General features: G+C 39.0%; 20 protein-coding genes and 1 other RNA gene. 16 read left to right on the top strand and 5 right to left on the bottom strand.

The window, feature by feature from the left end:
- Positions 1–111: 111 nt before the first annotated feature.
- The 12 genes from atpB (at position 112) to AC2JBO_RS19495 (ending at position 13755) form a co-directional block, all read left to right on the top strand.
- Positions 112–864 (top strand): F0F1 ATP synthase subunit A, encoded by a 753-nt coding sequence (gene atpB, locus AC2JBO_RS19550; RefSeq protein ID WP_496955319.1) that lies wholly within the window; start codon positions 112–114, stop codon positions 862–864.
- Between the two features lie 94 nt (positions 865–958).
- Positions 959–1207 (top strand): ATP synthase F0 subunit C, encoded by a 249-nt coding sequence (gene atpE, locus AC2JBO_RS19545; RefSeq protein WP_127083427.1) that lies wholly within the window; start codon positions 959–961, stop codon positions 1205–1207.
- A gap of 122 nt (positions 1208–1329) precedes the next feature.
- Positions 1330–1758, top strand: coding sequence for a F0F1 ATP synthase subunit B' (locus AC2JBO_RS19540; RefSeq protein ID WP_496955318.1), 429 nt, complete (start codon positions 1330–1332; stop codon positions 1756–1758).
- 172 nt (positions 1759–1930) lie between these two features.
- Entirely contained in the window at positions 1931–2482 is a 552-nt protein-coding gene (locus AC2JBO_RS19535; RefSeq protein ID WP_496955317.1) for a F0F1 ATP synthase subunit B, read from the top strand.
- Complete coding sequence (gene atpH, locus AC2JBO_RS19530; protein WP_496955316.1) at positions 2483–3034, top strand: ATP synthase F1 subunit delta; 552 nt, start codon at positions 2483–2485, stop codon at positions 3032–3034.
- 22 nt (positions 3035–3056) lie between these two features.
- The gene (gene atpA / locus AC2JBO_RS19525) at positions 3057–4571 is read left to right on the top strand and encodes a F0F1 ATP synthase subunit alpha (RefSeq protein WP_496955315.1); all 1515 of its coding nucleotides are present in this window, start codon (positions 3057–3059) and stop codon (positions 4569–4571) included.
- 230 nt (positions 4572–4801) lie between these two features.
- Positions 4802–5749 carry a F0F1 ATP synthase subunit gamma gene (locus tag AC2JBO_RS19520; protein ID WP_496955314.1) on the top strand — a complete coding sequence of 316 codons (948 nt, stop codon included), beginning with the start codon at positions 4802–4804 and terminating at the stop codon, positions 5747–5749.
- 121 nt (positions 5750–5870) lie between these two features.
- Positions 5871–6255, top strand: a transfer-messenger RNA (tmRNA) gene (gene ssrA / locus AC2JBO_RS19515).
- A gap of 54 nt (positions 6256–6309) precedes the next feature.
- Positions 6310–7065: a hypothetical protein gene (locus AC2JBO_RS19510; protein WP_496955313.1), complete on the top strand. Its 756-nt coding sequence runs from the start codon at positions 6310–6312 to the stop codon at positions 7063–7065.
- Positions 7066–7526: 461 nt separating this feature from the next.
- A complete protein-coding gene (locus tag AC2JBO_RS19505; protein ID WP_496955312.1) occupies positions 7527–8831 on the top strand; it encodes a P-loop NTPase fold protein in 1305 nt (434 codons plus the stop codon).
- A gap of 100 nt (positions 8832–8931) precedes the next feature.
- Positions 8932–12687, top strand: a complete 3756-nt coding sequence (locus AC2JBO_RS19500; RefSeq protein WP_496955311.1) for an nSTAND1 domain-containing NTPase — start codon at positions 8932–8934, stop codon at positions 12685–12687.
- A gap of 147 nt (positions 12688–12834) precedes the next feature.
- Complete coding sequence (locus AC2JBO_RS19495; RefSeq protein ID WP_496955310.1) at positions 12835–13755, top strand: cyclase family protein; 921 nt, start codon at positions 12835–12837, stop codon at positions 13753–13755.
- 31 nt (positions 13756–13786) lie between these two features.
- Here AC2JBO_RS19495 and AC2JBO_RS19490 read toward each other — a convergent pair whose 3' ends face one another.
- The gene (locus AC2JBO_RS19490; RefSeq protein WP_496955309.1) at positions 13787–14671 is read right to left on the bottom strand and encodes a LysR substrate-binding domain-containing protein; all 885 of its coding nucleotides are present in this window, start codon (positions 14669–14671) and stop codon (positions 13787–13789) included.
- A 106-nt stretch (positions 14672–14777) separates the two neighbouring features.
- Here AC2JBO_RS19490 and AC2JBO_RS19485 point away from each other — a divergent pair, with 106 nt between their 5' ends.
- Together AC2JBO_RS19485 and AC2JBO_RS19480 are read left to right on the top strand one after the other, a co-directional pair.
- Positions 14778–15791 carry a zinc-dependent alcohol dehydrogenase family protein gene (locus AC2JBO_RS19485; protein WP_496955308.1) on the top strand — a complete coding sequence of 338 codons (1014 nt, stop codon included), beginning with the start codon at positions 14778–14780 and terminating at the stop codon, positions 15789–15791.
- Positions 15792–15802: 11 nt separating this feature from the next.
- Positions 15803–16795 (top strand): aldo/keto reductase, encoded by a 993-nt coding sequence (locus AC2JBO_RS19480; RefSeq protein ID WP_496955307.1) that lies wholly within the window; start codon positions 15803–15805, stop codon positions 16793–16795.
- 90 nt (positions 16796–16885) lie between these two features.
- Here AC2JBO_RS19480 and AC2JBO_RS19475 read toward each other — a convergent pair whose 3' ends face one another.
- The 4 genes from AC2JBO_RS19475 to AC2JBO_RS19460 all read right to left on the bottom strand — a co-directional run bounded on the left by AC2JBO_RS19475 (position 16886) and on the right by AC2JBO_RS19460 (position 23107).
- Positions 16886–19516: a non-ribosomal peptide synthetase gene (locus AC2JBO_RS19475; RefSeq protein ID WP_496955306.1), complete on the bottom strand. Its 2631-nt coding sequence runs from the start codon at positions 19514–19516 to the stop codon at positions 16886–16888.
- A gap of 62 nt (positions 19517–19578) precedes the next feature.
- Positions 19579–20262 carry a DUF6875 domain-containing protein gene (locus AC2JBO_RS19470; RefSeq protein WP_496955305.1) on the bottom strand — a complete coding sequence of 228 codons (684 nt, stop codon included), beginning with the start codon at positions 20260–20262 and terminating at the stop codon, positions 19579–19581.
- A 582-nt stretch (positions 20263–20844) separates the two neighbouring features.
- Positions 20845–22281, bottom strand: a complete 1437-nt coding sequence (locus tag AC2JBO_RS19465) for a glycoside hydrolase family 10-like protein (RefSeq protein ID WP_496955304.1) — start codon at positions 22279–22281, stop codon at positions 20845–20847.
- 430 nt (positions 22282–22711) lie between these two features.
- Positions 22712–23107: a hypothetical protein gene (locus AC2JBO_RS19460; RefSeq protein ID WP_496955303.1), complete on the bottom strand. Its 396-nt coding sequence runs from the start codon at positions 23105–23107 to the stop codon at positions 22712–22714.
- Positions 23108–23886: 779 nt separating this feature from the next.
- On the opposite strand from AC2JBO_RS19460, the gene AC2JBO_RS19455 reads away from it, so the two are divergent.
- Positions 23887–24990 carry a PDDEXK nuclease domain-containing protein gene (locus AC2JBO_RS19455; protein ID WP_496955302.1) on the top strand — a complete coding sequence of 368 codons (1104 nt, stop codon included), beginning with the start codon at positions 23887–23889 and terminating at the stop codon, positions 24988–24990.
- Positions 24991–25117: 127 nt separating this feature from the next.
- A partial coding sequence (locus AC2JBO_RS19450; protein ID WP_496955301.1) for a HEAT repeat domain-containing protein occupies positions 25118–26886 on the top strand: 1769 nt, incomplete at its 3' end.

Here is a 26886-nt window from a genome sequence, read left to right as displayed (position 1 = left end):
GCGGGACAAGCGAAGTGAAGCGTTTTTGCGGTTAGATAAATATATCTACCCGTGGGATTTGCCCCTGCTATGCGCGTTTAAGATGGGAGAAACAATTGATATAGGAAGAAAATGGTGAATATTATCAACGTCTTCCATTCTCTTACCCTTGCCGAGTTAGAAGTTGGAAAACACTTTTATTGGGAACTGGGTGGTTTAAAAGTACATGGGCAAGTATTTCTGACCTCATGGTTTGTAATTGGTCTTCTCGTAATAGCATCGCTTGCTGCAACGAGAAATATCCAGAAAGTTCCTAGTGGTATCCAAAATTTAATGGAATATGCCCTAGAATTTATTCGGGACTTGACCAAAAACCAAATTGGGGAAAAAGAGTATCGCCCTTGGGTGCCTTTTATTGGCACATTATTTTTGTTCATTTTTGTCTCGAACTGGTCAGGAGCTTTAATTCCCTGGAAGCTACTTAAGTTGCCAGAAGGTGAATTAGCGGCGCCGACTAATGACATAAATACAACTGTTGCATTGGCTTTACTAACATCTTTGGCGTATTTTTACGCTGGTTTTAGTAAGAAAGGTTTAGGGTACTTCAGAAAGTATATCGAACCAACCCCTATCTTATTGCCAATCGCAATTCTAGAAGATTTCACCAAACCTCTTTCCCTAAGCTTCCGTCTTTTTGGTAACATTTTGGCGGATGAACTCGTGGTTGGAGTACTAGTTTTACTAGTTCCTTTGTTTGTTCCTCTGCCTGTAATGGCTCTTGGTTTATTTACCAGTGCCATCCAAGCGTTAGTATTTGCTACCTTAGCTGCTGCCTATGTTCATGAGGCATTAGAAGGTCATGGCGAAGAACATGAGGAACATTAAACAACATCAAAGCAACACCTTTTGATGTAATTTTAGATTGGATAAAATCTAACAACCTGTTCATTTTTTTGTAATAACACCGAGGAAAACCAAAATGGATCCATTAGTTGCTGCTGCTTCTGTACTTGCTGCTGCTCTCGCTATCGGTTTAGCTGCAATTGGGCCTGGTATTGGTCAAGGTAATGCTGCTGGTCAAGCAGTTGAAGGTATTGCTCGTCAACCTGAAGCAGAAGGAAAAATTCGCGGTACATTGCTGTTAACCTTGGCGTTCATGGAATCGTTGACAATTTACGGTCTGGTTATCGCTCTAGTACTATTGTTTGCGAACCCATTCTCCGCGTAATACAAATTTTGAATGTAGAGACGTTGTAGGTATAGTTTATAGCTATCATCGTCTCTACAATACGCCCTCAAATTTTGGTTTTTATCAATAAAAATTGCCGTAGAGTGCCAAAGAGGCAAGAAATGTTTGATTTTGATGCGACCCTGCCTTTGATGGCATTACAGTTCCTGCTTTTAGCGGCTTTACTAAACGCGATTTTCTACAAACCTTTGACTAAGGTATTAGATGACCGCGATAACTACATCAGAACCAACAAGGTTGATGCGCGCGAGCGTTTAGATAAAGCCGAGCGATTAGCAAAAGATTACGAGCAGCAACTAGCAGAAGCGCGCAAGCAAGCGCAGACAGCAATTGCGAGTGCTGAAACAGATGCTCAGTCCATCTATTCCCAGAATATCGCCGCAGCTCAACAGGAAGTTCAAAAGCAGCGTGAAGAAGCATCTCGTGAAATCGAGAATCAAAAAGCTGAAGCAATGCGTTCTTTAGAGCAACAAGTAGACTCGTTGAGTCGGCAAATTCTAGATAAATTATTGGGACCAACACCAGTTTAGATAAAGCGATATATTTTTTCATCGCCGCATCAGTCCCAAAAAGCCCAAGCGAACAAGGGCGTAATCTAGCCCCTCCTTATATATATGTAGAAATGTAAGGTGTGAATAGGACTTTTTCTCCTCCTTCTCGTTGGAGAAATCAACGTATTAGCAATAAACTACGCAGTTGTAGATGGGTATAATGGGCACCTTGATATTATTGGCGACAGAGGCGGTTGCCGGTCACGCCTCTGAAGGTGGTTTCGGTCTGAATTTCGACATTCTAGAAACCAATATAATTAACCTGGCGATTCTAGTTGGAGTACTGGTTGTATTTGGACGTAAGTTTCTAACTGATACTCTCAGCGCGCGACGCTCTGGTATTGAAATTGAAATAAAAGAAGCTGAACAACGTGCCAAAGAAGGTGCTGCTGCTCTAGCGGAAGCGCAGAAAAACTTAACTCAAGCGCAACAGGAAGCAGAACGCATCCGCAAATCTGCTACTGAAAATGCTCAAAAAGCAAAGGAAAACATTTTAGAGCGTGCCAAAGTCGATGTGCAACGCCTCAAAGATGCTGCTGCTGCTGATTTATCTAGCGAACAAGCGAAAGCGATAGCACAACTGCGTTCCCGGGTTGTGGCGTTAGCACTTGAAAAAGCTGAGTCAGAGCTAAAATCGGGAATTGCCGACGATGCACAGCACGCATTAATCGACCGTAGCATTGCGCTATTGGGAGGAAGATAGATGAAAAGCACAGTTGCTACACAAGAAATCGCAGCTCCCTATGCACAGGCTTTAATGTCTGTAGCGCAATCAAACAATCTTACCGAAGCGTTTGGTAATGACGCGCGTGCAATAGTTAGTTTGCTTTCAGAAAGCGAACAACTACGTAACTTTTTTGACAATCCTTTCGTTCAAACCGATAGTAAGAAGTCTGTTATTGGTCGCATACTGAGTGACGATACAAACGCTTCCTTTCGGAATTTTCTGTTGTTATTGATCGATAGAAAGCGAATTTCTTTCCTCGAACCAATTCTTAGACAGTATTTATCGCTACTACGGGAATTAAATCAGACGGTTTTAGCTGAAGTAATTTCTGCGGTTCCTTTAAGTGAAGCACAAGAGCAAGCAGTGAGAGAAAAAGTTATTGCTATGACAAGTGCGCGTGAAGTGGAACTGGAGAAGAAGGTAAACAGCGATTTGATTGGTGGTGTCATCATCAAAGTTGGTTCGCAGGTAATTGATGCTTCTTTACGCGGTCAATTACGGCGCCTTTCTTTAAGTTTAGGTAGTTAAACGTCTCTTTTGATATAGAAACATGAGTATTTCAATTAAGCCTGACGAAATTAGCAGCATTATTCAGCAGCAAATCGAGCAATACGACCAACAAGTCAAAGTTGCTAACGTTGGAACAGTACTACAAATCGGTGACGGTGTTGCGCGCGTCTACGGTTTGGAAAAAGCAATGGCGGGTGAGTTGCTTGAGTTTGAAGACGGTACAATCGGTCTTGCGCTCAACTTAGAAGAAGATAACGTTGGTGCGGTATTAATGGGTGAAGGTCGCAACATCCAAGAAGGTAGTACCGTTACCGCTACAGGTCGTATCGCTCAAGTACCTGTAGGTGATGCAATTGTTGGACGTGTAGTTGACGCTTTGGGTAAGCCTATCGACGGTAAAGGTGAAATAAATTCAACTGAAACTCGCTTGATTGAATCGATGGCACCTGGTATTATTGCACGTCGTTCGGTACACGAACCAATGCAAACAGGTATTACCGCTATTGACTCAATGATTCCCATTGGTCGTGGACAGCGCGAGTTGATTATTGGTGACCGTCAAACTGGTAAAACAGCGGTTGCTATTGACACTATTATTAACCAAAAAGGCGAAGATGTAATTTGTGTATACGTTGCCGTCGGTCAAAAAGCTTCGACCGTAGCTAACGTTGTCCAAACATTACAAGAAAAAGGCGCCCTTGAGTATACCGTCATCGTTGCTGCTAGCGCATCTGAGGCAGCACCACTACAATTTTTGGCGCCATACACAGGAGCTGCAATTGCTGAGTACTTTATGTACAAAGGCAAAGCGACTCTAATTATCTATGATGATTTGTCCAAGCAAGCTGCTGCATATCGTCAAATGTCCTTGTTACTCCGTCGTCCACCCGGTCGTGAAGCATATCCTGGTGACGTTTTTTACATTCACTCCCGTTTGTTAGAGCGCGCGGCAAAACTGAGCGACGAGTTAGGTAAAGGTAGCATGACAGCGCTACCTATCATCGAAACTCAAGCAGGTGACGTATCCGCATACATTCCTACCAACGTAATTTCGATTACCGACGGTCAAATATTCTTATCATCTGACTTATTTAACGCTGGTGTTCGTCCTGCTGTAAACCCAGGTATTTCAGTATCACGGGTGGGTTCAGCAGCGCAAACCAAAGCGATGAAGAAAGTCGCAGGTAAAATTAAGCTTGAACTAGCACAGTTCGACGACTTACAAGCATTTGCACAATTTGCATCTGACTTAGATAAAGCTACCCAAGACCAATTAGCGCGCGGTGTACGCTTACGCGAACTTCTCAAACAGCCACAAAACTCTCCTTTATCTGTATCTGAGCAAGTAGCGATTCTTTACGCTGGTATCAACGGTTACTTAGATGATATCCCAGTTGACAAAGTAGGCGCCTTCACAAAAGGTTTGCGTGAATACTTAAAGAACAGCAAACCCGCATACGCTCAAGCAGTACAAACTTCTAAAGTAATGGGTGATGCTGAAGAAGCAGCACTCAAAGAAGGTATTACTGAATACAAGAAGACCTTCGCAGCATAAAAATAGTGATGAGTGCTGAGTGCTGAGTGCTGAGTGCTGAGTAAAGTGCTGAGTAGAAAGTGCTGAGTGCTGAGTAAAGTGCTGATTAGAAAGTGCCAAATGCTAAGTACTTTACTTAGAGCTTAACTAATTGCTAATTACTCAGCACTCAGCACTCAGCACTCATTACTAACTACTCAGCACTCAGCACTTTTAACTCAGCACTCTACAACACTTAGGAGTTTAAGATTATGGCAAATTTAAAAGCGATACGCGACCGAATTCAATCGGTTAAAAATACCAAGAAAATTACCGAAGCGATGCGACTTGTAGCTGCTGCACGGGTACGACGCGCACAAGAGCAAGTTCTTTCGACACGTCCTTTTGCCGATAGGTTAGCACAAGTACTTTACGGTTTACAAACTCGCTTGCGGTTTGAAGATGCAGATTTACCACTGTTGAAAAAACGCCAAGTTAAAACCGTTGGTGTATTAGTAATTTCTGGAGACCGGGGTTTGTGCGGTGGTTATAACTCCAGCGTTATCAAGCGCGCGGAAACTCGTGCAAAAGAACTTAAAGCAGAAGGATTAAATTATAAATTTGTCATCGTTGGACGTAAAGCATCACAATACTTCCAACGTCGCGAATATCCAATTAGTAAGACCTTCATGGGTTTAGAGCAAATTCCTACTGCTAGTGAAGCTACTAATATTGCTGACGAACTACTTTCTTTATTCTTGTCTCAAAGCGTAGACAGAATTGAGTTAGTTTACACAAAGTTTGTTTCATTGGTAAGCTCACGTCCAGTTGTACAAACATTGTTACCTTTAGACGCTCAAGGTTTAGAAGCAGCAGATGATGAAATTTTCCGCTTAACAACTCGTGGTGGTCAGTTTGAAGTTACGCGCGAAAAAGTAACAACTGAAGTGCGTGCTTTCCCTCGTGACATGTTGTTCGAGCAAGACCCAGTACAAATTTTGGATTCTTTATTACCTTTGTACTTGAGTAACCAGTTATTACGCGCGCTCCAGGAATCTGCTGCAAGTGAACTTGCCGCACGGATGACTGCTATGAGTAATGCGAGTGATAATGCTGCTCAACTTATTGGTTCTTTGACATTGGGATACAACAAAGCTCGTCAAGCTGCTATTACCCAAGAAATTCTTGAGGTTGTTGGTGGCGCCGAAGCTTTGAATTAATCACAGCCTTTGTAGGTGGGGCTATGCCCTACTTACTGTTGGTGGCGCCAGATGTTTAAATTAAAATTATTGTTGGCAATTTTTGAAATCCTGTACTACAATAAGAATATCAAAACAACACGGGTCTGTACTGGTTTCGACGGGGTAGCGAAAGCTGTTCGTTGATGCAGGTCGAGAGGGAGTGTCTCTCGTAAATAAAGGCTCAAAACAATAGATGCAAACAACATCGTAAAATTTGCTCGTAAGGATGCCCTTGTTGCAGCCTAATAGCCTCATTTAGGTCCGAGCGTTCCTAGTTTGACTCCGTTAAGAGCTAGGGACAACCCTCAACGGATGCGCTAACAAGTTTCCTCTGGTAGACTAGTTAGCAAAGACTTCACTAGAGCATCCTACCGTCTGGGATAATAGACGATTCCCGCCTTGAGGGTAAGATAGGCTAAACCTGTGAATGATGCGGAAGTTAATACCTATTTCGGACGGCAGTTCGATTCTGCCCAGATCCATAAGTAAAACTAATGAGTCCACTGTATAATTTTAGATATACAGTGGACTTTAGTTTTATGGGTGAGTCAACAGTTATTGTAATTTGTCAAAATTCAAATTGTGGTAAGGAATTTGGCAAGAAACTAGCGGAAGTTAAACGCAGCGAAAAATTAGGAAGACCTCAATTTTGTTGTTTAAGTTGCCATGCAAAGTATAGAGGGTTAGGAACTTCTCAAGTTCCAGTAATTCGTCAGACTTCGCACTTGAAAGAAATTATTCGAGTCGATGATTTCTCACCGTTTCGATATCATCTCAAAATCATGAAAAAATCTGCAAAGCGAAGAAATCACGAATGTTTGGTAACACTGGCAGATTTAAAAGCTTTGTGGGAAAAACAAAACGGTATTTGTCCCTACACAGGTTGGAATTTAGTAAATTTAGCTTCAACTACTAAGTGTGAAAGTACACCTATAACGATTTATCGAGCAAGTGTTGACAGAATTGATTCTAGTATTGGTTACACGCGGGATAATGTGCAGTTTGTTGCTGTAATTGCGAACTTTGCCAAAAATATTTTTACAGAGGAAGATTTAATAAATTTTTGTCATGATGTTTATCAATACAAAATTATTGGTAATAATACTGCTCATGCATTAGGAAAGAATACTATAAATACATGTGTACGTACACGTAGAGATGAATTTTCACCTTATCTTCGGCATTTAAGATTAGCGAAAACAAGAGTAAAAGTAAACGGGCGCCTGCTTAATATTACCCTAGAATATTTAAAAGACTTGTGGGAAAAGCAAGAAGGTAGATTTTATCTTAATTAAACAAATTGTGTAATTTATGTAAATTTGCTGCATCTGGACAAAGGCGCCGTTTAGCAAAAACATGAATCATGATAGATTAACTAGATCATCAAGGGGGTTTATGATCATGTTTCTGAGTTATTGTAGGTTTAACTTGGCTCCAGATAGCTTTCTAATGCCAAGTTAAGCAGAGTAAGTTATAGGAACTGCCCATGCAGTCATTTGAACCAGGCTTTATTGAGCGTCAACCAATTACTCTTCGATGCATTAAGTCCGGTCGAGATGCGATTTGGGAAAAAACGTGATCATTGATAGATTAACTAGATCATCAAGGGTAGTTATGATCATGTTCTTTTTTTACGCGGTGTGTAGAGACGCGAGGAACATCGCGCCTCTACATTTTTGCGTAACTTTAAGATATTCCTCTGTAGAATAACAGAGATGAAAAATAAATATGTTGCTATATTTCGGGATAAACTGCGATGAATTTGGATTTTACAAGATTTTTTCAGGCTTGTAACCCCAGTAAGACGCTAGTCGTGGGAGATGCAGAGGATAGAAAGTATTATATTGATTTTTCTAAAGTTCGAGGCGCCAGAATTATCGAAGAGCTGGGACGAACTATCACCCGTCTTTCACCTGACCAACCTACTTGTCAATTGTTTACTGGGCACATAGGGTGTGGTAAATCTACGGAATTACTACGCCTGAAAGCTGAGTTAGAGCAACAAGCTTTTCATGTTGTCTATTTTGAATCTAGTCAAAGTCTTGACATGGCTGACGTTGATGTCACTGATATATTACTCGCTATTGCCCGTGAAGTTAGTCAAAGTTTGGAAGCTATCAAAATCAACTTGAAACCAGGATACTTTAAAACTTTATTCACAGATATAAGTAATTTTTTACTAACACCGATAGAAGTTTCTGAGATTCAGTTTTCTACTGGTATTGCGAACATTACTACTCGTACTAAAGATAGTCCTAAACTTAGAAACCAACTGCGGCAATATTTAGAACCTCGCACTAACGGTATTATCGAATCTATAAATAACGAACTACTCAAACCCGCACAAGATTTACTCAAAAAGCATGGTAAGAAGGGATTGGTAGTAATAGTTGACAACCTTGACCGTGTTGATAACTCGATTAAACCATCAGGTTACTACCAACCTGAATATTTGTTCGTGGAACGTGGCGAACAATTGAACCAGTTAAATTGCCATGTAGTTTACACAATACCTTTAGTATTAATTTTTTCTAATGCACTAGGAAGACTAACCAACCGTTTCGGTGTAGACCCTAAAGTATTACCAATGGTTCCTGTACAACAGCGTGATAGTTCTGAATGTTATGAAGGAATTTTAAAATTACAACAGTTAGTAATGGCGCGCGCTTTTCCTGGTGTAGATTGGGGAATAAGTCAAAGTTTGATTAATGAAGTTTTTGATAGTCCTGACACCTTAAAGCAACTGTGTTTAGCAAGCGGTGGTCATGTTAGAAATTTATTAATGCTACTTTATCGTTGTTTACAGCGTGAAGACCCACCTATATCAAGTGAATGTTTGGATAGTGTAATTCGTCAGCGTCGTAATGAGTTAAGTTTGGCTATTAGTTCGCAAGAATGGGATTGGTTACGTGATGTTGCTAAACACAAAGACTTGCGTGGTCAAGATGGATATCAAGTTTTGATACGTAATATGTTTGTGTTTGAGTACCGTGATTATGATGGTTCTTGGTTTGATGTTAATCCGATTTTAGCGGAAGCAAAAGAATTAGTTTTTGGATGATGAACCACAAAGGACACAAAGAACACAAAGGAAGAAAACTCCATTCTTTTCTTTGTGACCTTTGTGTCTTTGTGGTTATTTTCTTTACAGTCCTGTATTTATGAATAATATATATCAACCTGAAGATATCAACGCCGAAAACGAACGGTCATTAAAGACTCTAGTGAGAACTATAAAACTCTCCCAAGGTCAGTTTTCTTTAGTTCTACTACGCTGTAATTATAGTGAGTTACAGCAACGTATAACCGCGCGCTTACATCAACTCTCACCGATTAAAGTTAGCGAATTGTTTCTTCAATCATCTGTAAAAACTCTTTACACCACTATTTTAGAAGATATTGGAGACGAGGCGCCTTCTTCGTTAATGGTATCTGGTTTAGATACAGTCGAAGACCTCGATAATCTTTTGACTTCAGCTAACCAAGTTCGAGAAGAGTTTAGAAAGAACTTTGCATTTCCTTTACTTGTGTGGGTTAATGACCAAGTTCTACAAAAGTTTATTAAACTAGCGACTGATTTAGAAAATTGGGCAACAGTAATTCAGTTTAATAGTACTAACGATGAGCTAGTTAGTTTAATACGCGATACTACAGATGATATCTTTACTGGTAATTTTACCCCAAATGTACAAACTTGTTGTGAAATAGAGTCAGTACAACAAGATTTACAGCGGCGCCACTCCGAAATGGCGCCAGGTGATAAAGCTAGTTTACAATTTATTTTAGGTTATCGCGCGTATTTACATGAACAACTAGACACTGCTCTAGAGTTTTATAATAAAAGTTTAGATTATTGGCAAGACCATCAATTAGAACGACAAGGAATTTTACTGGTAAGTATTGCTTTAGTTTATGAACTTAAAGCCGAAAAAACTCAAGTAGATTATACTAAATATATTGAAGAAAGTAAAGATTATATTCAAAAAGCTCTTGATTGTTTTGAACAAGCACAACGTTTCGATTTAATTGCTAAATATATTATCAAATTAGGTGATGTTTTACGAAGCTTACAAGCATGGAATAATTTACAGTGTCTTGCTCAAAATGCTTTAGAGTTAAATAAAAATCAAAATTATGGAACTGCGCTACAACTTGCTCGCAGCTACGGTTTTTTAGCTGAGGTCGCGCTTGAAAATTCACAATGGTATGATGCACTTTCATTAGGTGGACAAGCTTTAAAAGCATTGCCTAACTCAAAAGACAATTTACATTACCGAAGTTTATATAAATTTATTATTGCGCGCGCTCATCAAGCTTTAGGAAAAATAATCGAAGCTATTAAAATTTTAGAAAAAATTCGCACTGCTAGTAATCCTGAAGATAATCCTCGACTATATATTTCTATTTTAGAGACATTACGCACACTTTATTTTGAAGAAGGTAATTATTTAGAAGCTTTTCGCATTAAACAAGACCAAATTGCCCTAGAACATCAGTATAGCCTACGAGCATTTATCGGCGCCACTTATTTACACCCTAAACGTTATTGTACAAATTCAATTCCTATAAAAAAACAGCAAGCGATAATAGCACAAGAAATTTCTGCTGCTGGTCGGCAAAAAGATGTTGATAACTTAATAGAACGAATTAGTCGTAATGACCATAAATTAACTATTATTCATGGTCAGTCTGGTGTAGGTAAAAGTTCTATAATCAAAGCAGGATTAATACCAGCACTGAAGCAGCAGTCAATTGGAGAACGAGATGTTTTACCAATTGTGGTTAGAGTTTATACCGACTGGGTAGGAAATTTATCTAACCATTTTTCAGATGATATAGATAATAACATAGAAGCGATTACTCAACAATTACACCAAAACGCAGATAATAATCTACTGACAGTTTTAATTTTTGACCAGTTTGAAGAATTTTTCTTTGCTTATGCTAATAAAATGCAGCGACAATGCTTTTATGAGTTTATCGGCGCCTGTTTAAATATAAATTTTACTAAAATTATCTTCTCACTACGTGAAGATTCTTTACATTACTTGTTAGATATGAATCGTTCTATAAACCTTGATGCCATCAATAATAATATTCTTGATAAAAATATTCGTTACCATTTAGGATTATTTTCACAAGCAGAAGCTAAGGCAGTTGTTGAAAGTCTGACAGAACAAGCTAAATTATACTTGGAACCGCAATTAATCGATGAATTAGTCAAAGACTTAGCATGTGATTATGATGAAGTAAGTCCAATTGAGTTACAAATAGTTGGTGCCCAACTTCAAGCAGAAAAAATTACAACTTTAGAACAATATCGTCAGCTTGGCACTAAGAAGAAACTTGTTGAACGCTTTCTAGAACAAGTTATTAAAGATTGTGGTGCAGACAATGAACGCTGCGCGCAATTAATACTATACATGCTGACTAACGAAAACGGTAGCCGTCCTTTAAAAACACGTAGCGAACTAGAAACCGATTTAAAGACTTTTGATTTAATCTCAGATATTGAGATAGATTTAGTTTTAGAAGTTTTGGTTGGTTCTGGGTTAGCTGTGGAAGTACGCGAAGTTCCTGCTAACCGCTACCAATTAGTACATGATTATCTTGTACGTTTTATTCGTCAACAGCAGGCGCCTGAGCTTTTAGCAGCACTGGCAGCAGCAAGAGAAAAGCAAAAACTCACCGAAGAGCAACTTATCAAAGCGCTACAAGAAAAAGAAAAAGCATTATATAAAGAGCAACAAGAACGAAAACGTGCAGAAATTGCCGAAATAGAAGCACTTGTATCGTTATCGCAAGCTTTATTTGTAACTCATGACCAGTTAGGCGCCTTAGTTGCCAGTCTCAAAGCAGGTACACAGTTACAACAAATTGATGTACCATCATCTACCAAAAAGCGCACTGTCGATAGAATTCGTCAAGTTGTCACCGAAGTTCAAGAACGAAACCGTTTAGAAGGTCATAGTAACTGGGTAACAAACGTAAATTTTAGCCCCAACGGTAGAACAATTGTAACAGCAAGTGCTAACCGTAGTATCATGGTTTGGAATTTAGATGGTACTTTGCTTAATATCCTACAGGGACATGGAGACATAGTTTGGAGCGTTTGCTTTAATCCGAATGGGAGTAAAATAGCCTCAGCGAGTGGCGACCACACCATCAAAATTTGGAGTGTAGATGGTACTTTACTCCATACCCTAAAAGGACACACTGAGCAAGTTTTTAGTGTTTGTTTTAGTCCCAGTGGTAACGTTATTGTCTCTGCTAGCGCAGATAAAACTATCAAATTTTGGAGTATAAAAGGAACTTTACTACGAACTCTTCATGGACACACAGACCAAATTTTGAGTGTTTGCTTTAGTCCCGATTCGTCAATGGTAGCTTCTGCTGGCGCCGATAAAACAATTAGACTTTGGAGTACAGATGATATAAATACAAAATTACTTAAAACTCTTACAGGACATACTTGTAGTGTTAACAGCGTGGTCTTTAGTCCTGACCGTAAAACAATTATATCAGCAGGCGCCGACCATACAATTAGATTATGGAGCAAATCAGGTAACTTGCTCAAAACTCTTCACGGACATACAGCAAGCGTCAATAGTGTTAGTGTTAGCCCAGATGGTAGAATTGTTTCAGGTAGCTCAGACTATACTGTTAAACTATGGAGCAAAAACGGTCAATTACTCAAATCCTTTCAAGGTCATAACGGCGAAGTCAACGGAGTTTGTTTTAACTTCGACCGTAACCTTATTATCTCAGCAAGCGCTGACCGCACCGCCAGAATTTGGAGTGCAAAACCTCCAAAACCAAAATCTTTAGAACTAGATGAACTAGTAGCATGTGGTCGTGACTGGACGCACGATTATTTAAGTACTAATCCTAATGTGAGACAGATAGATTATATATAGAATATTCCAAAAATTAAATTAACCACTCTTGTGGAGCGGGCATCCTTGCCCGCCTGCTCCAGAATTAGACTAAAGGAGGCTTTGTTTCCGTTCTGTTGTAAAATCAGAAACAACAAACAAAAACATCTTTATACTAAGTTATGTTTTATGAAAAAAATTACACTTTTGCTTTCAACAATTTTTTTAACTATTTTTATTTGCCTCTCCATTAACCCTGCACATCCCTATTCACAACCTCCTCTATGGCAAGTTTACCAGCAGTCACTTCAAGGCGCCAAATACGTAGACCTGACCCACGCGATTACTCCTTCAATTCCTGTATGGTCAGGATTTGCGCCATCGAAGTTTGCACCAACAATTAATCCAGAAACGGGTCAACCATATACTTATAAAAAAGATAAATTTGAAGCGACTCAGTACGAACTTTCCACTGACCAACTAGGAACCCAATTAGACCCACCAGCGCATTGGAACCCCAATTACCCAGCCATTGATGAGTTACCTGCAACCTTCGCTGTTCGTCCCTTGGTAGTTATTCCAATTCAGGACAAAGTTGCCTCAAATCCTAACTATCATCTTACCCTCAAGGATATCCAAGATTGGGAAAAGCGACATGGTAAAATTCCTGAAGGCTCAGTAGTTTTTGTACGTAGCGACTGGTCAAAAGAATGGCCTAATCCTGAATTAGCTAAAAGAAAGAAATTTCCGGGGGTGTCATTGGAAGCTCTCAAATTTCTGCATTTAGAGCGTAAAATTTTATTTCACGGACACGAAACGCTTGATACAGATAGTACTCCGACATTAGAAGGAGAAGATTGGCTGTTAAACAATGGATACACCCAAGCAGAAGCTGTAACAAATTTAGATAAAGTACCCGAAACAGGAGCATTGGTATCTATAGGTTATGCTAAGTTCAAAGGTGGTTTAGGTGGTTACGCCCGCTATATTGCTATTTGCCAACCAAATTGGAAATACGGTGTATCAATAGGTAAAATACCAGAATCACCTCTACCTAAACTAGACAAACCGCTTCGTTGGGATACAAATTTGGGCACTAGAGTTAGGTAAATCTTAAAAATACCTATCCGTTACATCCGTTTTAATCCGTTGCCAATCTTTTCACCACACTCAAAAAGTCTTGCAAAATTTTTGATGAATTTTCTCCTTGACGCCAAACTGCAGCAATTTCAAGCATCGGCGCTAAATCAAGCGGACGATAAACTACATTAACTTTATGCCGTGTCTCGGCGCCTGCGGCAACAAGAGAAATTCCCATCCCAGACTCAACAAAACTTAGCATTACTTCTGGTGGACTAGCTTCTTGAACTATATTTGGTGTAAACCCTGCTTTTTGACATGCATTTATGATTTGTGCATATAAATCTGGTTTGACGTGTTGAGGACAAATTATAAATGGTTCGTTTGCTAACGCTACAAAAGATATTATTTCTTCTTTTACTAATGGATGATGACATGGAAGCGCAACTACTATAGGTTCGCATAATAGCGTTAATATCTCAACTTCCTGAAGTTCAACAGGTGGATGAATAAAACCAATATCAATTTTTTCATCTTTTAACGCGCGTACTTGCTCTTGCGAAGACATTTCTGTTAGCGTTACCTTTGCATCTGGGTAATTATTACGGAATTCTTGAATGATTTCAGGCAACACCCGATTAAACGCACAAATAGAAAATCCAATTGTAATATTTTGGCGCCGCATTTCCATAGCTTTGCGTGCGGATGAGAACGCGCGTTCAGCTTGCGCTAGTGTTAAACGCGCTTCATCTAAAAACGCTGTTCCTGCATCCGTTAGCAATACACCACGTTTACTGCGTTCAAATAATTCAACTCCCAACTCATCCTCAAGCTGACGAATTTGCCGACTTAGCGGTGGTTGCTCCATATACAAACGTTCTGCCGCACGTCGAAAGTTCAGTTCTTCAGCGACCGTAACAAAATATTTGAGTTGACGTAGTTCCATATATTGAACGGGTGATACTTTTTAGGTATCAGTTTAACGCAAAAAAGGTCTTGGACATATTCATTTAACGCTTGCATAATCAGGGTTATAGGATAGTGGTAGTTATATGAAGACAATAGAACTACATGGTTTCGGTATCAATAACCTGAAAGTTAACGAACAACCTGTTCCTGTTGCGAAACTTGGAGAGGTATTAGTTAAAATTGAAGCAGTATCGCTTAACTATGTTGATTTACTTGTAGTCAAAGGTTTACTCAATCCAAATCTGGAGTTACCTTACATACCTGTATGCGATGGCGCCGGAATTGTTGAAAGCGTTGGCGCCAATGTCACAGCGTTTCAACCAGGTGATAGAGTAGCAACAACTTTTATACCAAATTGGATAAGTGGTAGACCTAATAGCCAAACTACTGATTACTTCACTCGTCAAGGATTAGGTAATGTTCTAGGGCAATTAAGCGAGTATAAAATATTTCAAGTTAACCAGTTAATCAAAATACCAGCTAATCTCTCATTTGTAGAAGCATCTACATTACCTATTGCTGGTTTAACAGCGTGGAATGCACTCAAATACGGCAACCTTCAAGCAGGTGATACAGTTTTGCTGCATGGTACGGGAGGAGTATCGATTTTTGCACTACAATTTGTAAAAGCAAATGGCGCCAAAGCAATTATTACATCGAGCAGCGATGAAAAGCTTGAAAGGGCACAAAAGTTAGGCGCCCACCTGACGATAAACTATAAAACTACACCTGACTGGGAAGATATCATTCATAAATATACAGATGGAAAAGATGTAGATATAGTTGTTGAAACAGTTGGTGGTAGCAACCTGCAAAAATCACTTAACGTACTGCGAATGGGTGGACATATTTCAGTAGTGGGTTTACTGAATGGCTTTGAGACTAGCATTAATACTTTAGTATTATTACATCAGCAAGCTACGATTAAAGGAATGGAAGTAGGTTCTACTGATGATTTTGCAGCGATGAATCGTGCAATTGAAGCTTATAATATTCATCCTGTGATAGATAAAGTTTTTACTTTAGAACAAACCCAAGCTGCATTTGAGCATTTAGAGAATGGTAAACATTTTGGAAAAGTCGTTATTAAGTTTTGAGGGAAGTAAATATGAAAACTAGAAAACTAGGTAATTTAACTGTTTCTAGCATTGGTTTGGGCTGCATGGGCATGTCGGGAATGTATGGAAGTGCAGACGAACAAGAAGCTATCGCAACTATTCATAAAGCCATCGAATTAACGCAGGGAGGCGCCACTTTCCTTGATACTGCGGATGCATACGGTGTTGGGCATAATGAAGAATTATTAGGTAAAGCAATTAAAGGTAAACGTACACAAGTAGTAATTGCTACAAAATTCGGGCTTGCTAGTACTAGTAAAGATGGTAAAGCAATGCCTGTTAATGGTAAACCCGAATATGTTCGACAAGCTTGTGAAGCTAGTTTACGTCGTTTGAAAATTGATACTATTGACTTGTATTACCAGCACCGCGTTGACCCGAATGTACCAATTGAAGATACTGTAGGAGCAATGGCAGAATTAGTAAAAGAAGGCAAAGTTAAATATATAGGTTTGTCTGAAGCATCAGCGAAAACTCTATATCGCGCGAGTAAAGTACATCCTATTACTGCACTACAAAGCGAATACTCGTTATGGAGTCGGGATGTAGAAACTGACATTTTACCTACTTGCAAAGAATTAGGAATTGGTTTTGTTCCTTGGAGTCCTTTGGGAAGAGGTTTTCTCACTGGACAAATTCACAAATTTGAAGATTTAGCACCTGATGACTGGCGCCGTAATTCTCCTAGGTTCCAAGGTGACAATTTTCAACATAATTTAAACTTGGTTACTGAAGTGCAAAAAATCGCAGTTGAAAAAAACTGTACTCCTGCACAGCTAGCATTGGCTTGGTTGTTAGCGCAAGATGAAAGTATTGTTCCTATCCCAGGAACTAAACGCATTTCTTATCTACTGGAAAATTTGGGTGCCTTGGATGTTCAGCTAAGTCATGAAGATTTAGTGCGGATTGATAGTATTGTACCTAGAGGAGCTTTCTCAGGTGAGCGGTATCCAGCAGCATTAATGCAAATGGTTAATATTTAGTTTAAAAATCCCCCCAACCCCCCCTTAATAAGGGGGGCTAAAGACAGTTCTTTCCCCCCTTATTAAGGGGGGTTAGGGGGGATTTAACTATTAAGTCAAATAACAACGTAATTTTTGTGACACATATTTAGCGTTGTTCCTGAAAAAATAATTGTGGCTACCAGGAACATCAACAATTTCTATTGATTTTTCTGTAAACTTTCCCCAACCTAATGTAAGGTCGTGTTTTATCCACCATTTTTGTTCTACACAGCGAAACAAAGTTATCTTACCTGGATATACTTTAGGCGTGTAGTTATGATAGGACTTCACAATAGTATAATATAGTTCCAAATATTCTTGTGCTGAATGTTCTGGAGCTACTTTTGGTCGAAATAATTTAATAATCTTACTCCAACCTTCTTGTAATCCACTAAGTAAATATACAAATTTGTCTTTCGGTTTTAGACTTTTAAGTATACGCCAATGATGAGGAAGTAGTTTACTAATTGATTTTTGATATGGAGAGTAAGTTGGCATAGGTGTATCAAATAATGCTAGTAGTGCTACTTCTTGTCCTTGAGCTACTAGCTGTTGTGCCATTTCAAATATAACTACTCCACCACTTGAATAACCAGCTAAGTAATAAGGTCCAGTTGGTTGAACTGTACAGATGTGCTGAATGTATTCAGTTGCTATATCTTCGATTCGAGTCAGCAAATCTTTTTTTCCATCTGGTCTTTGGGGTTGTAATGCGTAGACTGGTTGTTCGATACCTAGATATTCTACAAAATTCTGAAACACCAAGACATTAGCGTCGGCGCCATGAATACAAAATAGAGGTGGTTTTTGTCCATTGGGTTGAATGGGTACTAAAGTTGACCAGAGTTCTGGGTTATCTTCTTTTTGAATAAGACTTGCAAGTTCTTCTATAGTTGCAGCTTGTAAGAATGTAGCTAAAGGTAGTTTTTTTCCAAGTTGATTTTCAATCTCTGCTAGCATCTGTATTGCCAGTATAGAAGTACCTCCTAACTCAAAGAAGTTGTCAAAGACTCCTATAGATTTAATTCCCAAAAGTTCTTGCCAAATGGATGCTAGCTGAATTTCAACTTTTGAACTGGGAGCAACAAATTCTTCTAGTTCGTTACGAGTTTTATCAAGAACTGGTAAAGCATTGCGGTCTACTTTTCCGTTAGCGTTGAGTGGTAAAGTTTCTAAGGTTACAAATGCTGCTGGAAGCATGTATTCGGCTAACTTTTGCTTGAGATAGCTGCGAATTCCGCTTATTTTGGGTGTTTCTCCTCGTTCGGGAACGATATAAGCAACCAATTCATTCTCACGCTTGTTATCTCGTCGAGCCACAACTACAGCTTCTCGTATACTTGGTAGTTGTAGTAAGTTTGCTTCAATTTCTCCCAGTTCAATACGGAAACCGCGAACTTTTACTTGGTGGTCGATACGTCCAAGAAACTCAATATTACCATCGGGTAAAAAGCGTGCTAAGTCTCCTGTTTTGTAAAGTCGCTCTTTTGAGTTGTTAATAAAGGGGTTGAGAATAAACTTTTCATTACTTAGTTCGAGTTGGTTGAGATAACCTTTGGCTAAACCAGCACCACCGATATGAAGTTCACCTGCTTCTCCTGGTTTTGTCGGCTGTAAATTTTCACCTAATATATAGATACGCGCGTTGTTTATCGGTTTACCAATAGGCGCCACACTCATACCGCTGTTGCGATGACATTTCCAAAATGTCGCATCGATGGAAGTTTCTGTTGGTCCGTAGACATTATGCAGCACTCCATCTAGACCCAAGCGCGCGAAGAATAGTTCTACCAACTCCACTGGTAAAGCTTCACCACCACAGGAAATGTGACGTAAACATTTGCAAGCTTCGATATCTTCTTGTTCTAGAATGACCCGCAGCATTGAAGGAACGAAAGCTGTAACAGTTATTTGCGCTTGTGCAATGAGTTTGACTAAGTAAGCAGCATCTTGATGACCTCCAAGACGAGGTAGAATTAATTGTCCTCCAAAGCACAGTGTCCAAAATATCTGCCAGACTGAAGGGTCAAAACTAAAAGAAATGTTTTGTAAAACTTTGTCTGTTGCGCTTAAACCAAAGGTTTTCTGGCGCCAGTGAAGTTGATTTATAATTCCACGGTTGGGAACCATTACACCTTTGGGTTTTCCAGTCGAGCCAGAGGTGTAAATAACATACATTAAGTCATCTATGTTAGTGTAGCAAGCAGGATTTTCGCGATTGTGTTGAGATATTTTGTTCCAATGAGAATCCACACAAATCACCTGCGCGCTCGAATCTGGTAGTTTCTGTAATAAATGTTCTTGAGTCAACAAGAACTGTGTTTGAGTGTCCTCTAATATAAAAGCTAGTCGCTCAGGTGGATAATTTGAGTCTATTGGCACATAGGCGCCGTTCGCTTTTAAAACTCCCAAGATTGCCACAATCATTTCTAAAGAACGCTCTACACATATTCCAACAAGCATTTCTGACTTAACGCCTAGAGAACGCAGGTAATGTGCCAGTTGATTTGCTCGTTCGTTCAGTTCGCAGTAAGTAAGAAATTCATCTTCAAATTCTACTGCTACTGCGTTTGGAGTTTTAAGAGCTTGCATTTCAAACATCTGATGAACACAGTACTGCTCATTCCAATCTTCTGTTTCAGTCAGAGATTGTTTCTGAATATCAGGTTTACTGTATAAATCATCACTCAATAGCTGCATAGTTAGTTGGAATTTATTGCAATAGTTACGGTATTATATTTACTACAATTGGCAGTATTAACTCAAATACTTATTGAATTAGAAACAGATGCTTCTAATTCTTGCTGTGCGATAGTTAGTGCTTCTATAGCTTGGTTATAATTTTTTTCGTCTTTAAAATTGTTAGAGAAACGTTTTAAATATGTCTCTAAATACTTAATGCGTATATGCGGTTCATCATTTGAAAGTTTGAGAAAAGGTAAATCAGGTTCTACCATAAAGCGAATAGCAAGCATTGGAATCGGACTACGGAGAGGACGAAAGTTCGGATTATGTAAACCAGGACTTTGATTCCGCATATGAAATTCCCCAAGCATCAGACCAGCTTGCACAAAAAAAGGCTTTAATTTTTTTTGTACGTCGTCAATCAAAGTTGGAGTATCATCAACATTCACATCAGGAAAAAGTAACAAGATTACTTTATATATTGAAGCTTCTCCTGCTGTTGGTTCAGCTTCTAAAAAAATGTCTCTATAACTCTTAACAATCTCTTCTATATTTTGTTTTAAAGGAGCTTGAAGACGAATAACTGCTAACTGAATACTGTCAGTTTTTAATGAATGAGGTATATAAGGGCAAACTTTACCGCTCCTACCTAAATCATGATGTGGCTTTGCTAAAAAATTTCTTATCCACTCAGACGTTTGAATCAAATAAGGCAAATCATTCTGAAACCTTTGAATTTCGTTAGATTTATAGAGCTGCATAAATGGTTTCCATTCAAAATAAATAATTAGAATATTGTTTACAAAGTCTCAACAAATACAACCGTGATAAGTAAAAACCAAGTTAATTTAGTTTTTAACTAACTATTATTAATAAGATATAGTTGTACTGTTTGTTGTCAATAGATTTTAGATCGTGCTAAAAATTTGCGGTATCGAACCAACGTCCCGCCGAAATTTTCAAGACGCATTTACGATTTTTCCCATAGTTTCACTTTGAAACTATCGAAATTACAGCCCAAAATCTTGTTAGGTAAAATTCTTACATGGGTTCGCTCAAGAATTTATAAAGATTGCATTTAAATCATCTTTATAATTTTAAATTTTTCTTGTGTTTTCTCGCAAGTACGTAAAAAGACTGTGACTTTTAATCACACTACCCTGACATATATATAAATATACTAGACAATTCAGTAATTACCCTCTTGTCGTAAGTTATATTTTTAAATTTAGTGTATATTTTTGATATTTTTTTTGTTAAGCATATGTATAAGTAAAGACGTAGTGATTCTACGTCTTTATCGTAATTTCGTATTATTATTCCAAAGGGCGTTAGCAGCTTTATTAATCAGCCCTCGCGCGTAGTGCTGGAGATGGGAAAATTGCTTGAAAACCTTGCTGTCGCTGACCAGGGTCTTCGGGGCCAGTATCCCATAAACTTTCATAGTAGAAAAAGGCAACACCCAAACCGCGTTGTTGAGCAGCTTGTACTTGTAATTTAATTTGCTGTATTGGTATGCGGCGCGTTCGTAGACCAGCCATAATACCGATACCTGTTGGTATATTTAGCTGTTGTGTTTCCAAAATTTCTGGACGGGTAATCTTAGAAGTGAACGAACTTAAATCGTCACGGTACACTTGCATTACCAACTCGTCAACAATATTTAATCTTACCCAGTTCAACCAGTCTTGAAGTTGGAACTTGTAAGCGAAGTTGTAATAATTAGGCGAAACTGAGAAAATAGCGTTTGGTTTGCGTGCCTTGACTGCTTGATTTAATTGCAGCATAAAAGCTGTAATTTTATCGGCGCGCCAACGCATCCAAGCTTGGTCTTGATGGTTAGGTGGAGGAGGGTTGCCAGTTTCTTGAGTATACAAAGAGACCGTGTATTTATCATAACCGAATTCCTGGGGTAAACTCATATGGTCATCGAACTGAATACCATCAGCGTCGTATTTAGTTACGATTTCTAACACGAGGTCACTAATAAACTTTTGTACTTCTGGGTGAAAGGGGTTAAGCCATGCTACCTCACCTGCTGCACTAATTGAAGTTTGGCTTCCATCGCGCTTACGTGTTAGCCATGCTGGATGGTTTAAAGCTAACTCTGAAGTTTCAGGCGCCATAAAACCAAATTCAAACCAAGGAATTGCCAGTAATCCGCGACGATGTGTTTGATTAATAACATCCGCAATAATATCATGCCCATCTGTACCCTTATATACAAACGGCTGAATTTCCGCGCGTCGTGCAACCTCACTCTTGTACATTACATATCCCGAATTCCAAACAACAGGGTAAACGGTGTTAAAGTTTAATTTGCGTAGCTTATCCATCGCTTCGCCAACTTTAGTCCTGTCCCTTAAAACATCAAGGTCATTATTAGTCATCCACACACCACGAATTTCCTGCCGTGGTCGTTGTACTCGTTGAACCGGTTGCGGTATGGGTTGTGGTACTGGTACAGGTTGTGGAACTGGTTGCGGCTGTGGTATGGGTTGGGGTACAGGTGTCGGTTGCGGAAAACCCCCAGTTTCAGCAGGTGGAAACTGTTGAGGGTCTGGAGGTAATGGAACGGGTTGGGGAATTTGCGGTTGTGGTGGAACAGGCTGCTCCCCAGGAAACTGTGGTATTGGTGGAGTTGGCTGCGGCGCCGGAAATTGTTGCGCCAATACAGGAGCAAAGGTATCCAACACTATTACTCCAACAAAGGTCAGCAGGAACAAAATTGGTACAACTGACTTAAGCTTCGACCGCCATCGAAAAATCGAATTAAACATCAGCTCTCTTGACACGTTAGTTACCCACGCACGCCATCGCATGTTTTTGTGATGGAATTTACTCGCCATATAGTTTACATTTAATGTATGTTTACTCCCACGAGCAATTGGCAATGCTTCTCTTTATGCCATGCCGCGCGCCTAAGTGCTGTATCAATTTACTTGATGCACACCAGGGCTAACTACTATTTCTGACGCAGCAAATTCGTGAGTAGTGCCCATGACATATTTATTCGTGATAAAAAAATCTAATAAGTTGCGCGGGTAGATTGGCAACGGATACAAACGGATGTAACGGATAGTATATTGCAAACCGGCAAAATATAAACTTCTGTCATGAGTCGCATTGTGCTTTCTAACTAAATTCAAGGCGTAGTTGCTTTAAGTATCTATCGACAAATCTAGCCTAATCGCACTTAGTAAAAAAAATTTACTCTAATCTCCCCCATGCTTTATTTTCCCCACCCATATTCAAAACCCCATACAATATAGCAACTCCAACAAACCCCATAAGTGCTGACACTATATTGATACCAAGAGACAAATTAATGATAAAAGTCACAACACTAATTCCCAAAATTCCATAAAATCCCCATTTCTTCCACCTAAGTAAAGCGATAGCACAAATAACGTTAAAGATACTTATAACTGCAAGTGCAATCAACGTTGCACCAGAAATATTGGAGAGACCTTGTTGTGGAGTCAGGTTACTCAATAATTTGGGATTCAGCCCAAAATATAAATTAGCTAAAGCTCCTATGGAACTAGCGATAATTATAAAAATCAACCAAGCTGTCAAACAGCCATGTCTCTGTCTTAGTGTCATTTTAAACCTCCAATGCGTTTTAATAGGTAAAGCTATTTGTCAAATCTTCTTACTGTTTTTATTTCTGAATACGCATGACTCATGCAATCAATCGAATTATATGACAATTTAATGGTGTACGGGCGCCAGTAAAACAATAAATTGTAGGTTGGGTGAAGGCTTTGCGTAACCCAACCTACCTCCCCATGAGCATTTATTGGATTCTGTAACGCGGTGCTTATTCGTGTAACCTGGTAGTTATGAATGAAAAATTCGACGGGTTAGCGCCATCAATAAGAGTTTGTAACAGGAATTTTACATACTGCCTATTAATGCCTCTAGACTCAAATTCTGCCACAAGCTGTGGCAGAATTTGCTTGCTTGCTATCTAAATTCAAGCTTTAGTAGCGTTAAATGACTTAAATGGCGTACTCTTTCTAAAGAAAAACAGGATGAAGTTTTAGATTTTGTCGAATCTCTACGAGACTTTGAACAAACATTTTTTAACACTGTTACCTACTGGTCTGTGTCATTAAATCTGGTGTGTTATCTCTTCCTTTGTGTCCTTTGTGCCTTTGTGGTTTTTTTTATAAACAACCCAAAACTATTGACACAGACCACTAGGCGACAAACCTGGATTTGAGGAAAGCTACATTAACTTAAATTAAGCAAGGCAAAGGTATTTCAGTACCTAAGTATTAATGAACAGTTAGAAAATTGACTTAATTTATTGAGGAATTACTGAAGACAGAGAAACTACAACTAAGGAAAAATTATAGTATAATTGTAGAGTTTGGAATATGTCTCCTAGAAAGAAAAGTAATCTGCAATTACCAGCCAATTACGGCGATGTACTCAAATCCATTAAAATGCGTATCCAGTCTGCCCAAATTCAAGCGGCCATAGCAGTCAACAGAGAATTAATATCGCTTTACTGGGATATTGGACATGAGATTATCTCACGTCAAGAGTCCGAAGGGTGGGGAACTGCCGTAATTGAACGATTAGCAGATGATTTGCAAAAATCTTTTCCAGGAGTTAAAGGCTTTTCTGCACGAAATATTTGGCGCATACGAGCCTTTTACTTGGCTTACACTCAGGATATTCAAGACACTTTAGATATTGCCACAGGTGTAGATGCTCAAATTCTGCCACAGCTTGTGGCAGAAATTCCTTGGGGTCATAATCTACTGTTACTAGAAAAAGTCAAAGACTTGAAAGCAAGGCTTTGGTACATTAATAAAACTCTTGAGTATGGTTGGAGCCGTTCGGTCTTATGGCATCATATAGATACAAAACTTTATGAAAGACAAATTGAAGCCGAGAAGACTACAAATTTTAATTTAACTTTACCTTCTCCTCAATCTGATTTAGCGAAAGAAGTTTTAAAAGACCCTTATAACTTTGATTTTTTAACTTTAGCAAAAGATGCTCAAGAGAAAGATTTAGAAAAAGGTTTACTAGACCATATACGAGAGTTCCTCTTGGAATTAGGAGTCGGTTTTGCTTTTATCGGCAGCCAATACCATTTGAAAGTGGGTAATGACGATTTTTATCTTGACTTACTTTTTTACCATGTTAAATTACGCTGTTATATAGTTATTGACCTGAAAATGACGGAATTTAAACCAGAATTTTCTGGAAAAATAAGTTTTTATATTTCGGCTGTAGATGATTTATTACGCCACCCTGATGACCAACCAAGTATTGGCATTATCTTATGTAAGTCAAAGGATAAAACAATAGTCGAGTATTCATTGCGTAGTACGAATATGCCAATTGGTGTTTCAACTTATCAATTAAGGGATGCTTTACCAAAAACATTAGAAGGAAGTTTACCAACTATTGAACAGTTAGAAGCTGAGTTAGACACGGTTGCTGCAAAGATTGAAGATAATGAATAAATGTAGCAACTAGTTTAAGGCGCCTCCAAGAAAACAAAACTATCCGTTACATCCGTTATATCTGTTGCAAGTTACCCACCCAGCGCTTAGAGTAAAATAGATACAGTAAAGCAACGGAGCAATAGCAGTGAACATCACCGCTTCAATAACCAAAATGCTGAAACTGGCTATTTTGTGCCTGATGGTGTTCCTGCTGTGGACAAGTAATAGTTGGGCACAAGTTACTGTAGATGAAAAAATTGCTCCTCTGGTTGAAAAATTAATCGATAACAACGCGCGTGTTCGTCTGGAAGCGCACGATGCACTAGTAAGTATTGGTTTAGGCGCCGTTCCCACGGTTGTAGAAACTCTAAATAATCCAGATTGTAATATACGTTGGCGTGCGGCTTGGGTATTAGGAGATATGGGAGCTGAAGCTGCATCTGGAGTTCCAGCACTAACGCTCAGTTTACAAGATGTAGATGCTCAAGTACGTATGTATGCTGTATTGGCATTAGGCGCCATTGGTACACAAGCAAAACCAGCAGTTCCCGCTTTAATGGCAGCGTTACAAGATAAAGAACTTTATGTTCGGATTTATGCAGCTTCAGCGTTGAGACGTATAGGTACAGAGGCAAAAGTAGCTGTTCCATCTTTGATAAATGCACTTAAAGATAATAACCCGCGCGTTCGTAAAAATGCCGCTTTGGCTTTGGGTGCAATGGGAACTGAGGCAAATTCTGCTGTGAAAGATATGATTCCTCTGTTGAATGATAGCGAATATTATGTCAGGTATGGGACGGCAAAAGGGTTAGGTGGTATTATTGGCGCCTATCAGGATGTTGCTGATAAATTACCAAGCGCCAAGTTGACAAAAGTAATTAATGATTTTGAGCAAGTTACTAAAATCTTAGAAGAACATAAAGAGAATTTTACCGAAATTGATACCGCTCGAATCCGGCGCCCATTGGAAGCTTTGAAGTCTGAGAAAGAAACACGGTTATTTGATAGGATTATAGAATGGCTTCTCAAACATAAGTTACTTTTGGGTATTGCAGTTTATATAACTTTGTTGCCTACCTTGTGGCTTATATTGCTGCAAGTCAAACCCATATGGCTATTAAAGATTAACAACGCTCTTAAGCCTTACACTGATTTTTCATTACCGTTTATTAGTATTAATGTCCCTTTAAGGTATGTGTTGTTCGTTGGGTGGTTTCATTATCATCCCAAAGTACTCGATGCATGGGTAAGTAAATATATTGAATCAGCGCGCGAACAGTTTCCTAAAAAAGATACTGTTAGTAATCGCAATACTTATATTCCGATTCCCGTTGTTTTGGATGGTAATACAATAGCACAACTGGCGCCGGATAATTTGCGCGCAACTTTCTCCAAACAGCGTAGTTGCTTGATAATATCAGGTGAAGGTGGAATTGGTAAAACCAGTTTGGCTTGTCAAGTTGCTAACTGGGGAATGAGTGATATTGTTGATAAACGCTTGTGTCAACATTTAATGTTACCTGTGCTGTTAGAAGAAGACTTTCGCGCGGTAGATGGAAAGTCATCATTGAAAGAATCTGTTCGCGGACAGTTACAAGCATTAATAGATGAACCAGAACCAATATGCGAGGAATTACTAGTTAAGCTGTTACGTAAACAACGTATATTAGTAATAGTAGACCGTTTATCTGAGTTAAATACAACTACTCGCGAAGCTTTACAACCAGACTCTCCAGACTTTCCAGTTAATGCGCTGGTCATTACATCACGTTTAGAAGAAAAGCTAGGAAGAGTAAATAAAACTACCATCAAGCCATTGCGAATTGAAGCAAACAAGCTTTCCTCATTTATCAATACCTTCGCCAAAATAAAGAGGGCCTTCTGTAGTAGAGTTATGTTTACTAAGACTACAAC

This window comes from Calothrix sp. CBUCES-K 9914 (assembly GCF_059640475.1).
Note: the sequence above shows the minus strand (reverse complement) of the source record. Positions and strands in the feature narration are given on the sequence as shown.

Excerpts from the sequence above, each read along its gene's own strand:
- AC2JBO_RS19500 (WP_496955311.1), top strand. The coding sequence starts at position 8,932 with ATGAATAATATATATCAACCTGAAGATATCAACGCCGAAAACGAACGG.
- AC2JBO_RS19455 (WP_496955302.1), top strand. The coding sequence starts at position 23,887 with ATGTCTCCTAGAAAGAAAAGTAATCTGCAATTACCAGCCAATTACGGC.
- AC2JBO_RS19460 (WP_496955303.1), bottom strand. The coding sequence starts at position 23,107 with ATGACACTAAGACAGAGACATGGCTGTTTGACAGCTTGGTTGATTTTT.
- atpH (WP_496955316.1), top strand. The coding sequence starts at position 2,483 with ATGAAAAGCACAGTTGCTACACAAGAAATCGCAGCTCCCTATGCACAG.
- AC2JBO_RS19510 (WP_496955313.1), top strand. The coding sequence starts at position 6,310 with ATGGGTGAGTCAACAGTTATTGTAATTTGTCAAAATTCAAATTGTGGT.
- AC2JBO_RS19505 (WP_496955312.1), top strand. The coding sequence starts at position 7,527 with ATGAATTTGGATTTTACAAGATTTTTTCAGGCTTGTAACCCCAGTAAG.
- AC2JBO_RS19470 (WP_496955305.1), bottom strand. The coding sequence starts at position 20,262 with ATGCAGCTCTATAAATCTAACGAAATTCAAAGGTTTCAGAATGATTTG.
- AC2JBO_RS19495 (WP_496955310.1), top strand. The coding sequence starts at position 12,835 with ATGAAAAAAATTACACTTTTGCTTTCAACAATTTTTTTAACTATTTTT.
- AC2JBO_RS19520 (WP_496955314.1), top strand. The coding sequence starts at position 4,802 with ATGGCAAATTTAAAAGCGATACGCGACCGAATTCAATCGGTTAAAAAT.
- AC2JBO_RS19465 (WP_496955304.1), bottom strand. The coding sequence starts at position 22,281 with ATGTTTAATTCGATTTTTCGATGGCGGTCGAAGCTTAAGTCAGTTGTA.
- AC2JBO_RS19490 (WP_496955309.1), bottom strand. The coding sequence starts at position 14,671 with ATGGAACTACGTCAACTCAAATATTTTGTTACGGTCGCTGAAGAACTG.
- atpE (WP_127083427.1), top strand. The coding sequence starts at position 959 with ATGGATCCATTAGTTGCTGCTGCTTCTGTACTTGCTGCTGCTCTCGCT.
- AC2JBO_RS19475 (WP_496955306.1), bottom strand. The coding sequence starts at position 19,516 with ATGCAGCTATTGAGTGATGATTTATACAGTAAACCTGATATTCAGAAA.
- AC2JBO_RS19535 (WP_496955317.1), top strand. The coding sequence starts at position 1,931 with ATGGGTATAATGGGCACCTTGATATTATTGGCGACAGAGGCGGTTGCC.
- atpA (WP_496955315.1), top strand. The coding sequence starts at position 3,057 with ATGAGTATTTCAATTAAGCCTGACGAAATTAGCAGCATTATTCAGCAG.
- atpB (WP_496955319.1), top strand. The coding sequence starts at position 112 with ATGGTGAATATTATCAACGTCTTCCATTCTCTTACCCTTGCCGAGTTA.
- AC2JBO_RS19540 (WP_496955318.1), top strand. The coding sequence starts at position 1,330 with ATGTTTGATTTTGATGCGACCCTGCCTTTGATGGCATTACAGTTCCTG.
- AC2JBO_RS19480 (WP_496955307.1), top strand. The coding sequence starts at position 15,803 with ATGAAAACTAGAAAACTAGGTAATTTAACTGTTTCTAGCATTGGTTTG.
- AC2JBO_RS19485 (WP_496955308.1), top strand. The coding sequence starts at position 14,778 with ATGAAGACAATAGAACTACATGGTTTCGGTATCAATAACCTGAAAGTT.